We start from the raw sequence: 11,926 nt of genomic DNA, 5'->3' as shown, positions 1-11,926 counted from the left end.
GGTGCCTATGCCTCGCCCGGCTGATCGGCTTTGCCCAAGCTGATGGGGAGACTGACACGCTCCACAATCCCCGGCCCCGGCTTATCCCAGCTTGAAATCAGCTTCTTCACGGGCGACTATTCAAGGGGTCCCGGCTTTCGCCGGGATGACGTTCTTTCGCGGGATGATGAGGTGAACTATCCCACCAGCTGTTTCACCAGTGCCTGCACCATGCGCGGCAGGTCATAGGGGAAGCGGGCGGTGATGAGGTTGCCGTCGACGACCACCGGCTCGTCGATCACGGTGGCGCCGGCATTTTCGAGATCGATGTGGATGTTCCATACCGCCGTCGCCTTCTTGCCCTTGAGCAGCCTGGCGCTGATCAGCACCCAGGGGCCATGGCAGATGCCGCAGACCGGCTTGCCGGCCTTGTACATGTCCTGAACGAAGGCGATGGCGTTCTTGTCGGCGCGCAGGAAATCCGGGTTCCAGCAACCGCCGGGCAGGATGATCGCGTCATAATCAGACGCCTTGGCGGTCTCGACATACTGGTCGATCTTGAGCCAGCCGCCATTCTCCATGAGCCTGATGGCGAGCACATGCGTCTCGGCAATCGGCGGCATCTTCACGCCATAGCCCGGCGGCAGGGGACCGGCCTTGGGCGCCACGACATGGACGGTGGCGCCGTGCTCGCTCAACCAGCGATGGGCGCCGAGGATCTCCACCTCTTCGACGCCATTGGTGCAACAGATGGCGATCTTCCTGCCCTTGAGCAGGTTCGGGTTGGAGGGCGGGTCGAACAGAAAATGATTGAGCTCGCGATTGAGCTCGCCATCGGCGGTGGCAAGCATCTGCGTCGAGAGCAGCGGCACGCCGGCCGGAGATTCGAATTGCTGCACGCGGATGACGGCGGCATCGCCGGCGGGCGTGGGCTGAACGGGCTTGTTCATGGTGGTCCTCCCAATTGTCATACTTTATCGGGAAGTCTCTCATATTCCGGAATGCCGGTCACGCGTTTAATCGCTTGCACTCAAGGCGTTCGCATGAAATTGTCCCGGCCACCTGGACAAGACAGAGGACGCCATGCAGTTTGCCGAGAGATTCAAGGGGCGGGTCGCCGTCATTACCGGGGGAGCATCCGGGATCGGTGTCGCGGTCGCCCACCGCATCGTGGCGGAAGGCGGCAAGGCCTGCATCTGGGACCTCAATGCGGAGGCCGGCGCCAAGGCGGCGGATGCGATCGGCAGCCAAGCACACAGCGTGACGGTCGATGTCAGCGATGAGACGAGCGTCACGAGGGCGGTCGCCGAGACGGTGAAGGCCTTCCGGCAGATCGACATCCTGGTGACGAGCGCTGCCATCACCGGGCCCAATGCAACGATGTGGGATTATCCGCCGGACAAATGGCGCCAGGTGATCGACATCAATGTGAATGGCGTCTTCTATTGCTGCCGCGCCATCGTGCCCGAGATGCAGAAGAGCGGCTATGGGCGCATCGTCAATATCGCCTCCGTCGCCGGCAAGGAGGGCAATCCGAATGCCTCCGCCTATTCGACCTCGAAGGCGGCGGTGATCGGCCTCACCAAGTCGCTCGGAAAGGAGCTGGCCAAGTCGAAGATCACGGTCAATTGCGTGACGCCGGCCGCGGTCAAGACCCCGATCTTCGACCAGATGAGCCAGACCCATATCGACTTCATGCTGTCGAAGATCCCGATGGGACGCTTCGGCCTCGTCGACGAAGTGACGAGCCTCGTCACCTGGCTCGCCAGCGAGGAGTGCTCCTTTTCGACGGGTGCGGTGTTCGACGTCTCGGGAGGCAGGGCGACCTATTGATACCGCAGGCTCCGATGCCTCGGCGCCCTATATGATTGTTTTTATGCAAGAAAAAGTCGCTTCGCACTTTTCGGCGCGATGCGCTAGAAGACTGTCCGGATAGAATCCACAAGCGTCCGGGACAGGAAGGTGCGTCGAATGAATTCCATCGTCATCATTGGCGCCGGCATGGCGGGGGCGCGCGCCTGCATCAATTTGCGCGCGAACGGCTACACCGAAGCCATCACTCTCCTCGGCGATGAATATCTGCTGCCCTATGACCGCCCGCCTCTGTCCAAAGCCTCGATCACGCAGGAAGATGAACCGCAGCCGGTCTGGCTCATGGATGAGACGATCGCCCGCGAGCTCAAGGTCGATGTCCGCAAGGGGATCGCCGCGACCGGCATCGATCCCCGTGAAAAGGTCGTTGCGCTGAGCGATGGATCAAGCGTCAGCTATGACAAGCTCCTGATCGCCACCGGGGCCAAGCCCCGCACTTTGCCCATTCCAGGCATCGAGCATGCGCTGACCTTGCGCAATCATGAGGATTCCCTCGCCCTGCGCCAGCGTTTCGTCGCGGGACGAAATATCGTCGTCATCGGCGGCGGGTTCATCGGTCTGGAGCTGGCCTCGTCGGCCGCGAAGCGTGGCTGCCATGTGACGCTCATCGAGGCCCAGCCCCGCATCCTCATGCGCGGCGTGCCGGAAGCGATTGCCGCGATTGTCCATGCGCGCCATGAAAAAGCAGGGGTCACGGTGCTGACGGGTGTTGGCCTGTCGCATTTGAGCCAGGATGCGGTCCATCTCGCCGACGGACGCGTGCTGCCGGCCGACACCATCATCTCCGGCGTAGGTGCCGTGCCCGAAACGACGCTTGCCGCTTCCGCGGGGCTTGCCATCGACAATGGCATCGCCTGCGACCAGCATATGCGCACATCGGCTCCCGACATCTATGCGGCAGGGGATTGCGCGTCATTCCTGCATGCCAGGCTCGCCAACCGCCGCATAAGGCTTGAAGCCTGGCGCTCGGCCCAGGACCAGGCGGCGACGGCGGTGGAGAACATGCTGGGCGGTGCAAAAGAGCATATTACGGTTCCGTGGTTCTGGTCCGATCAGTATGAGCTCGGCCTGCAGATTGCGGGCTTTGCGGAAATGGGGCCGGTGACCGTCGCCCGCAAGCCGAATGAGGATACTCTCATTCTCTTCCATCTCGCCGAGGACGGCACGCTTGCCGGGGCGAGCGGCATCGGCCCGGGCAACGCCATTGCACGCGACATCAAGCTCGCCGAGATGATGATCGCCAAGGGAATAAAGCCGCCAGCCGACGTGCTGGCCGACCCGGGCCAACAGCTGAGGCCGCTCATCAAGGGATGACGGCGCGTGAAAATTTCAAACGGAGAGACTCCATGATCAGATTTGGCGTGATTGGCGCGGGGCGCATCGGCAAGGTGCATGCGAAGACCATTGCCCAGAACCCCAAGGCGGCATTGGCCTATATCGCGGATGTGAATGCCAAGGCGGCAGGGGACCTCGCCGGGCTCCATGGCGCCAAGGTCGCGAGCGTCGATGAGATCATGCGGGCGAAAGACGTGGACGCCGTCCTCATCGGCTCGCCCACCGGCTTCCATGCCGAGCAGATCCAGGCCGCCTCCAGCGCCGGCAAGGCCATCATGTGCGAGAAGCCGGTGTCGCTCGAGGTGAAGACCATCCATGAGACGCTGAAAGTGGTGGAGAAGAACAAGTCGACCCTGATGATCGGCTTCAACCGCCGGTTCGATCCCAGTTTCGCCGAGCTGGAAGCGCGCATCCGCAAGGGTGCCGTCGGCGATGTCGAGATCGTCACCGTCATCTCGCGCGATCCCGCCCCGCCACCAGCCGAATATGTCAAAGGCTCGGGCGGCCTCTTTCGCGACATGATGATCCATGATTTCGACATGGCGCGCTTCCTGATGGCTGAGGAATTCGTGGTGGTGCAGGCGCTGGGCGCCGCGCTGGTGGATCACGCCATCGGCGAAGCGGGCGATGTCGACACGGCAGCGGTGCAGATGCAGACGGCGACGGGACGGATCGCGGTCATCACCAATTCGCGCCGCGCCACCTATGGCTATGACCAGCGCATGGAAGTGCACGGCTCCAGGGGCATGCTGTCGGCGCGCAATGTGCACAACACCACGGTCGAGCTGCATAATGGCCAGGGCACGCAGGCCGATCCGATCCAGAACTTCTTCCTCGAGCGCTATGCCCAGGCCTATGCGAATGAGCTCAACAGCTTCATCGCCGCGGTCGAATCCGGCAATCGCGATCCGAGGCCCAATGGCGTCGATGGCCTCAAGGCGCAAATGCTCGCCGATGCCGCCACCGAATCCTGGAAGAGCGGCAAGCCGGTCAAGGTCGGGTAGCGCGGCCGCGCCCGTCCGGCCGAGGGGCGCGAAACCCGCTTTTCCACAGCAGAGACAAAGATCCACTATGCACCTGCCGATATTTGCCAGGTGGCACTTGACGTTGTCTGAAAACTGAGCAACATGTTACCTAAATGTTGCTAAGTAGTCTCATATGAACAAGCAAGAAATCTTCGGTCTTTCCGCCGCCCTCATCACCCCCTTCACCGCCGACGGGGCGGTCGACCTGGCGCGTCTCCTACGCCATGCCCAGCATGTGCTGGCCGAAGGGGCGGACGGCATCACGCTCTTCGGAACGACCGGCGAAGGCTTCTCGCTCGGCCTCAAGGACCGGGCCCGGATGCTGGGGGCGGTGACCGGGAGCGGAATAGGGGGCCACAAGCTCAATGCCGGCGTTTCGGCGACAACCGTCGTCGATGCGGTCGAGCAGGCGCGCCTCGCGCTCGATTTCGGGGCGCGCGGCCTGCTGCTGGCGCCGCCCTATTATTTCAAGGGGATCAGCGACGAGGGCCTCTATGCCTGGTTCGCGCGCGTGATCGAAGGCATGGGCGCCGTGGCGCGCGGCATCATTCTCTATCATATTCCGGGCCAGACGGCCGTTCCGCTCTCGGTCGATCTTGTCGGTAAATTGAAACAGGCCTTTCCGGGCGTGATCGCGGGGGTCAAGGATTCCTCCGGCGACAAGGCCACGACCGAAGCTTTCCTCGCCGCGCATGGCGAGCTTGCGATCCTCGTCGGCGAGGAGCGCTATCTGGGCGAAGCAATGCGCAAGGGCGCGCAGGGCTCGATCTGCGGTCTTGCCAATCTGGCGCCGTGGCTGCTTCGGGATGTCATCCACAAGGGCGCCGACAATCCGCTGATCGTGCCTGTGGTCAATCTCATCACCTCCTATCCGGTGCTGCCGGCGGTGAAGGCGCTTGTCGCGCATGTGCATGGCGATGACGAATATGCCCGCATGCGGGCACCGCTCGTCGACCTGCCGGCCGCAGAACGTAGCGCCCTGGTGCGCGCCTATGAGGCGGTCCTCGCCCCCGGGCAGGACCGGAAACGGGCATGAGCGAAGCCGCTCATGAAGCGCTGAAACTGCGCGAGCAGGCCTATGTCGGCTATACGCGAAGCCTGCTCGCCAACAAGATAAAGCCCGGCCAATTCATCACCCAGCGGGAGCTCGTCGCCATAACCGGTTTGCCCCTCGGCGCCATCCGCGAACTGGTGCCGCGGCTCGAGGCCGAAGGGCTGATCCGTACCGCGCCGCATCGCGGCATGCAGGTGCCGCAGGTCGACATCCAACTGGTGCGCAATGCCTTCCAACTCAGGCTGTTTCTCGAAGAGTCGGCGGTGCGCATCTTTGCCCGCAGCGCCCCGGCCGACCTCGTCGCCGCCATCAGGCAGCGCCATGAAGCGATCATCGCCCGCCACAATGCGAGTGAAGACCAGGGCCTGATGGAGGAGGCGGAAGCCACCGACCTCATGCTGCATGAAGCGGTGATCGATCATCTCAACAATGAGATCATCACTAATGCCTACCGGGTCAACTGGATCAAGATCAAGCTCATCCGGCTGGCCGAGACCAGGCTCTATGTGCCGATGATCCCGCAAGTGATGGGCGAGCACCTGAAGATCATCGAAACCATCGAACGGCGCGACGAAGACGCCGCGGCGCGCGCCATGGCGGAGCATATCGGCATTGCCCGCCAGCGCGCCCTGAGCATCCAAGAATAAATGTGAAGCCAAATGGGAGGATATCAACATGCGTAAAGTGACAAGACGTGGATTTGTGGCGGGCAGCGCGGTCGCTGCTTCCGCCATCTTTGCGCCTTCGGTGCTGCGCGCCGAGGGAACGGTCATCCGCTGGGGCGAGATGCTGGCCACCACGCATCCGCAAGTGCAGATGATCGACAAGATCGCCGCCATCGCCAAGGAGAAATCTTCCGGCCGCATCGACATCCAGTCCTTTCCCAATGGCCAGTTGGGCTCCGGCAAGGACATGATGGATGCGGTCGTCTCGGGCGCGCTCACCTTCACGACGGACGGCGCGGCCGCCATCGGCGCGTTGCTGCCGCAGCTCTCGGTCATCGAGGCGCCCTATCTGTGGAAGGACGCCGCCCACATGGCCAAGGTCGGCGCCTCGCCGCAATTCGCCGCGATGAATGACGAGCTCGTCAGCAAGCGGGGCTTGAGGATGCTGGCCGTCACCTATTACGGCAAGCGCCATCTCACCACCGGCAAGAAGGAAGTGAAGTCCGCCGCCGACATGGAAGGCTTCAAATTGCGCGTGCCGCCGGTCGACACCTTCCGGGCCATGGCGGAAGCCTGGGGCGCCAAGGCGACGCCGATCAACTTCAACGAGCTCTATCTGGCGCTGAGCCAGGGGGCGGTCGATGGCCAGGAGAATCCGCTGCCGACGATCGCCACGGCGAAACTCAACGAGGTGCAGAAATACCTGGTCCTCACCGGCCATATCATCACGCCGCGGCTCATCCTCGCGAATGAGGCGGCGCTCAAGGCGATCGATGCGGCCGACCGCGCCATCCTCGATGAGGCCATTGCCGAAGGGGTCAAGTGGCAGGACACAGAATTGTCGGCGCAGGAGGCCGCACTGGTCGACAAGCTCAAGACCGCCGGCATGACCGTGATCGAGCCCGACGTCGAAAGCTTCCGCAAGCCGGTGCTGGAGCAGGTGCCGGCCAAATTCGAGGAGAAGTGGGGCAAGGGAACCTGGGACGCGCTCGCCGCCCTCTGAACCGTCTTCGTGTTGCCTGCCGGTTCCTGCATCCGGCAGGCGGTTCCTCGAGCGGGCGGAGAAGGGCTTGCTGCACATTCTATCGAAATGGTCCGATCGTCTGGTGGGCGCTGCAGCCACGCTATTGCTGCTGGCCATGCTGGCCTGCGTCTTCCTTGGCGTCGTCTGCCGCCTGATGGGCGAGCCGCTCACCTGGTCGGACGAGCTTGCGCAATATCTCCTGGTGTGGACGGCCTTCACCGGCTGGATCATCGCCAGCCGCAGCCGCGCCCATATCCGCATCGGGCTGATCATCGACCGTCTCAAGGGCTGGCCGCGGCGGCTGGCCGAGATCGCCGCGCAGCTGCTGGTGGCGCTGCTGGGCGTGATCCTGCTGGTCAAGAGCTTCGGGCTTATCCAGCGCAATGTCGATGTCGAATGGGTGAGCCTGCCGCTCTCGGTATCGCTCGTCTATATCCCCATGCCGATCGCAGGGCTTGCCGTCATCCTTCAGGCCATCGTTCAGATCATGGAAGTGATCAAGGGCAAGGACAGCCGTGCCGTCGCGACGGAGCTGCCGCTATGACCGAGCTCATGCTGGCGATCCTCGCGGTGTGGCTGGCAGCCTTGCTGCTCGGCCTGCCGATGTTCGCCTCGATGGGGCTCGCCGCCTTCGCCTTCGTGGCGATCGCCGGCATGCCGGTCGACATCGTGCCGCAGAAGATCGCGCAATCGGTCAATTCCTTTCCGCTGCTGGCGGCGCCGCTCTTCGTGCTCATGGGCAACATCATGAATTCGGCCGGCATCACCGACCGCATCTTCGCCTTCGCCACGGCCTGCGTCGGCTGGGTGCGGGGCGGCCTGTGCCACGCCAATATCCTGGCGAGCGTCATCTTCGCCGGCATGTCGGGCTCGGCGGTGGCGGATGCGGGCGGGGTGGGCTCGCTCGAGATCCGTGCCATGAAGAAGGAAGGCTATGACGCCGAGACGGCTGCCGCCGTCACCGCGGCCTCGGCGACCATCGGCCCGATCATTCCGCCATCGCTGCCGATGGTCATCTATGGCGTCAGTGCCGATGTCTCGATCGGCGGCCTGTTCCTGGCCGGCGTCATTCCGGGCCTGCTGATGGCGCTCACGCTCGCCGGGATGATCAGCGTCGTGGCGATCCGGCGCGATCTGCCGAAGCATGCCTTTCCCGGTTTCGGCGACCTGTGGGCCGCCTATCGCCGCGCCCACTGGGCCCTGATGACGCCGGTCATCCTGTTCGGCGGCATGATGGCCGGCATCATGACGCCGACCGAAGCCGCCGCCATCGCCACCGTCTATGCGCTCGTCCTCGGTCTCTTCGTCTATCGCGAATTCGACATCCGCCAATTGCCGAAGCTCGTCATCGACACGGTCGAGACGACGGGGACGGTGCTGGCGCTGGTGATGACCGCGGCGGCCATGGCCTGGTGCCTGTCGATCGCAAGGATTCCGCAGCTGGTCACGCCGCTGATCGCCGACAATCTCGGCCATCCGCTGCTGTTCCTGCTCATGGTCAATGTCCTGCTGCTGTTCATCGGCTGCTTCATGGAGGCGCTGGCAGCGATGCTGATCCTGATCCCGATCCTGACGCCGGTCGCGGCCCAGCTCGGCATCGATCCGGTCCAGTTCGGGCTGATCTTCGTCCTTAACCTGATGATAGGCACGATCACGCCGCCGGTCGGCGTCGTGCTGTTCATCACGTCCAAGATCGCCGGCATCAGCTTCGAGGCGATGTCGCGGGCGATCGTGCCCTGGCTCATCCCGCTGCTGGTGGTGCTGGTCGCGGTCTCGCTGTGGCCGCCATTGACGACGGCGCTGCCGAACTATTTCCTGGGGCAGTGATGGTGCTATCTTCGATGCAATTGCTTAAACAGATGGAGGAACAGATGACCAGCAGAACAATCACCAGACGCGATTTCCTCGCCGGCGCAGCGGGCCTCGGCGCGGCAGGTGTCATCGGCGCTCGTCCGGCTTTTTCAGCCGAGGTCGACTGGAAGAAGTTTTCCGGCCAGACGCTCGAGGTCAATCTCGTCAAGAGCCCGCGCAGCGACACGATCCTCAAATATCTCTCCGAGTTCGAGGAGATGACCGGCATCAAGGTCAATGCCGAGGCGACGCCCGAGCAGCAGCAGCGCCAGAAGACGGTCATCGAGCTTTCCTCCGGCAAGCCCAGCTTCGATGTCGTGCATCTTTCCTATCACGTGCAGAAGCGGCAGTTCGAAAAGGGCGGCTGGCTTGCCGATATCGGCGGCTTCCTCAAGGATCCCTCGCTGACCGAGGCGGCCAACACCGAAGGCGACTTTGCCGATGCCGGCCTCGCCTATGCCAAGAATGCCGATGGAACGCTGCACTCGCTGCCGTTCTCGGTCGACTACTGGATCATCTACTGGAACAAGGATCTCTTCCAGGCGAAGGGCCTCGACTATCCGGCGACCTTCGACGACCTGGTCAAGGCCGCGGAGGCCTTGACCGACAAGGATGCCGGCACTTTCGGATTTGTGGCGCGCGGCCTCAAGAATGCCAACGTCCCGGTATGGACATCGCTTCTGCTGGGCTTCGACAAATATACGGTCGAGAACGGCACGCTGCAGACGGAAACGCCAGAAGCCGTGGAAGCGGCCGCCCTCTACAAGCGGCTGATGACGACATCGGCGCCTCCCGGCGTCGCCGGCTTCAACTGGGCCGAATCGCAATCGGCTTTCCTGCAAGGCAAGATCGGCATGTGGCTCGACGGCGTCGGCTTCGCGCCGCCGCTGGAAGACCCCAACAAGTCGCGCGTGGTCGGAAAGGTCGGCTATGGCATCATGCCGAAGGGCCCCAAGGCGCATGCCTCCGGCACTTTCGGCGACGGTATCGGCGTCACCGCCGCCAGCGAGAAGAAGGAGGCCGCCTATCTCTTCTGCCAGTGGGCCGTCTCGCCGGTCATGGGGGCGCGGCTGCTGCAGGCGGGCGCCGGCGTGCCGTTCCGCAAATCGGTGCTCGGCGATGAGAAGGTCCGCTCCGGCGTCACCATGCCGGGCCAATGGGTCGATGCGGTGGCGGGCTCGGGCGATATCAGCCGGCTGGCTTTGCCGGTGATCGTGCCGGTGACCGAATTCCGCGACACGTTCGGCGTGGCGCTGACCAATCTCATCTCGGGCGGCGATCCGGCGGCGGAGCTCAAGAAGGCGACCGAAGCGTTCAAGCCGGTGCTCGAGAAGAGCGAAAAGGCCTGATGGCGGCAACTGTCCAAGCCGGGCGCCGGCCTTTGCGGCTGGCGCCCAATTACTGGCTTTTCGTGCTGCCGGCGCTCATCGTCGTACTGGCGGTCATCGTCTTTCCCTGGGCCTTCACCATCTGGATGAGCGGCAATGAATGGACGCTCGGCAGCCCGCGCAGCTTCGTCGGCTTTGCCAATTACCTGAGGCTCTGGGCCGATCCGAGATTCTGGGAGTCGCTCGGCCACACGCTGTGGTACACGCTGCTGTCGGTCGTCATGCCGCTGATCCTCGGCACGCTGGCCGCCCTCATCTTCGATGCCCGGTTTCCGTGGCGCGGCTTCCTGCGCGGCATCTTCGTGATGCCGATGATGGCGACGCCCGTCGCCATAGCCCTGGTCTGGACGATGATGTTCCATCCCCAGCTCGGCGTCCTCAACTACCTGCTGTCGCTGGTGGGCATCCCGGCGCAGGAGTGGATCTTCAATCCCTCGACCGTCATCCCGTCGCTGGTCGCGGTCGAGACATGGCAGTGGACACCGCTCGTCATGCTGATCGTGCTGGGCGGCCTCGCCTCCCTGCCGCGCGACCCTTACGAGAGTGCGGAGATCGACGGCGCCAATGGCTGGCAGAAATTCTATCACCTGACCCTGCCGATGATCGCGCCCTTCATCATGGTCGCGGCAATCATCCGCAGCATCGATGCGCTCAAGAGCTTCGACATCATCTATGCGATGACGCAAGGCGGGCCTGGAACGGCGTCGGAGACGATCAACATCTATCTCTACAACACCGCCTTCGCCTATTACGACATCGGCTATTCATCGGCGATGGCGATCATCTTCTTCGTCATCATCGTGGCGCTGTCCCTCATTCTCCTGATGCTGCGCCAGCGCCTGCAATGGTCGGAGGCGGAAGGGAAATGAAAAGCCGGCTTCTCAACCGCATCGGGCTGCTTTTCCTGGCATTCGTCGTCGTGTCGCCGGCCATCCTGTTCTTCCTCTGGATGCTCTCGCTGTCGCTCAAATTCGAGATCGACAATGGCGCCTATCCGCCGATCTTCATTCCGGAACGCTTCGCCTGGTCGAACTACGCGCAGGTGTTCCGCGAGAACAATTTCCTGCTCTATCTGTGGAACTCGATCCTGGTCACCGGAACCGCGACGGCGCTCGCGCTGCTGATCGGTGTGCCGGCCGGCTACGGGATCGCCCGGCTCAAGGCCGAGAAAGCCGCGGTGGTGGTGATGATCGCCCGCATGACGCCCGGCCTTTCCTATCTCATCCCGCTCTATCTGCTGTTCCAGTGGGTAGGGCTCGTCGGCACGATCTGGCCGCAGATCATCATCCATCTGGTCGTCACCGTGCCCATCGTGGTGTGGGTCATGATCGGCTATTTCGAGACGACGCCGATCGAGCTCGAGGAGGCGGCCAGCATCGACGGCGCCAGCGCCTGGCAGGTGTTCAGCATGGTGGCGCTGCCGATCGCCAGGCCCGGCATCGTCGTGGCGCTGATCCTCGCCGTGATCTTCTCGTGGAACAACTTCGTCTTCGGCGTGGTGCTCGCCAGCCGCGAGACGCGAACCCTGCCGGTCGCGGTCTATAACATGCTGTCCTATGAGCAGGTGAGCTGGGGGCCGCTGGCCGCCGCGGCCCTGGTGGTGACGCTGCCGGTGCTGGTGCTCACCATGCTCGCGCAGAGGCAGATCGTGGCCGGGCTGACGGCCGGCGCCGTGAAGGGTGGTTGACCAAAGCCCGGCTCATCCCGATATGTCTACCGTCCTGTAGCGCATT

Annotated in this window: 12 protein-coding genes; 11 read left to right on the top strand and 1 reads right to left on the bottom strand. The window is 63.4% G+C overall.

From position 1 onward, the window contains the following. Nucleotides 1-176: 176 nt before the first annotated feature. On the bottom strand, nucleotides 177-929 hold the full coding sequence (locus DT068_RS25080; protein WP_368905160.1) for a DJ-1/PfpI family protein: 753 nt from the start codon (nucleotides 927-929) through the stop codon (nucleotides 177-179). A 133-nt stretch (nucleotides 930-1,062) separates the two neighbouring features. Here DT068_RS25080 and DT068_RS25075 point away from each other — a divergent pair, with 133 nt between their 5' ends. From DT068_RS25075 to DT068_RS25025, 11 genes are all read left to right on the top strand, one after another. After that, nucleotides 1,063-1,812 carry an SDR family NAD(P)-dependent oxidoreductase gene (locus DT068_RS25075; protein WP_119392630.1) on the top strand — a complete coding sequence of 250 codons (750 nt, stop codon included), beginning with the start codon at nucleotides 1,063-1,065 and terminating at the stop codon, nucleotides 1,810-1,812. A gap of 138 nt (nucleotides 1,813-1,950) precedes the next feature. Continuing rightward, nucleotides 1,951-3,165 carry an NAD(P)/FAD-dependent oxidoreductase gene (locus DT068_RS25070; protein WP_119392629.1) on the top strand — a complete coding sequence of 405 codons (1,215 nt, stop codon included), beginning with the start codon at nucleotides 1,951-1,953 and terminating at the stop codon, nucleotides 3,163-3,165. 32 nt (nucleotides 3,166-3,197) lie between these two features. Continuing rightward, nucleotides 3,198-4,190: an inositol 2-dehydrogenase gene (gene iolG, locus DT068_RS25065; protein WP_119392628.1), complete on the top strand. Its 993-nt coding sequence runs from the start codon at nucleotides 3,198-3,200 to the stop codon at nucleotides 4,188-4,190. A gap of 154 nt (nucleotides 4,191-4,344) precedes the next feature. Further along, nucleotides 4,345-5,247: a dihydrodipicolinate synthase family protein gene (locus tag DT068_RS25060; RefSeq protein WP_119392627.1), complete on the top strand. Its 903-nt coding sequence runs from the start codon at nucleotides 4,345-4,347 to the stop codon at nucleotides 5,245-5,247. Further along, nucleotides 5,244-5,912, top strand: a complete 669-nt coding sequence (locus DT068_RS25055) for a GntR family transcriptional regulator (protein ID WP_119392626.1) — start codon at nucleotides 5,244-5,246, stop codon at nucleotides 5,910-5,912. The genes DT068_RS25060 and DT068_RS25055 overlap by 4 nt, the downstream gene beginning before the upstream one ends. A 28-nt stretch (nucleotides 5,913-5,940) precedes the next feature. Continuing rightward, a complete protein-coding gene (locus DT068_RS25050; RefSeq protein WP_119392625.1) occupies nucleotides 5,941-6,933 on the top strand; it encodes a sialic acid TRAP transporter substrate-binding protein SiaP in 993 nt (330 codons plus the stop codon). Nucleotides 6,934-7,000: 67 nt separating this feature from the next. Continuing rightward, nucleotides 7,001-7,498 carry a TRAP transporter small permease gene (locus tag DT068_RS25045; RefSeq protein WP_119392624.1) on the top strand — a complete coding sequence of 166 codons (498 nt, stop codon included), beginning with the start codon at nucleotides 7,001-7,003 and terminating at the stop codon, nucleotides 7,496-7,498. After that, nucleotides 7,495-8,781 (top strand): TRAP transporter large permease, encoded by a 1,287-nt coding sequence (locus DT068_RS25040; RefSeq protein ID WP_119392623.1) that lies wholly within the window; start codon nucleotides 7,495-7,497, stop codon nucleotides 8,779-8,781. Before DT068_RS25045 ends, DT068_RS25040 begins: the two co-directional genes overlap by 4 nt. A 44-nt stretch (nucleotides 8,782-8,825) precedes the next feature. Next, complete coding sequence (locus tag DT068_RS25035) at nucleotides 8,826-10,154, top strand: ABC transporter substrate-binding protein (protein WP_119392622.1); 1,329 nt, start codon at nucleotides 8,826-8,828, stop codon at nucleotides 10,152-10,154. Further along, nucleotides 10,154-11,062, top strand: a complete 909-nt coding sequence (locus DT068_RS25030; protein ID WP_119392621.1) for a carbohydrate ABC transporter permease — start codon at nucleotides 10,154-10,156, stop codon at nucleotides 11,060-11,062. Before DT068_RS25035 ends, DT068_RS25030 begins: the two co-directional genes overlap by 1 nt. Next, nucleotides 11,059-11,880 (top strand): carbohydrate ABC transporter permease, encoded by an 822-nt coding sequence (locus tag DT068_RS25025; RefSeq protein ID WP_119392620.1) that lies wholly within the window; start codon nucleotides 11,059-11,061, stop codon nucleotides 11,878-11,880. Before DT068_RS25030 ends, DT068_RS25025 begins: the two co-directional genes overlap by 4 nt. Nucleotides 11,881-11,926: the final 46 nt, after the last annotated feature.

It is taken from the genome of Taklimakanibacter lacteus, from assembly GCA_003576695.1.
Classification (GTDB): domain Bacteria; phylum Pseudomonadota; class Alphaproteobacteria; order Rhizobiales; family Aestuariivirgaceae; genus Taklimakanibacter; species Taklimakanibacter lacteus.
The sequence above is the reverse complement of the archived record's forward strand: the minus strand, read 5'-3'. Positions and strand labels throughout refer to the sequence as shown.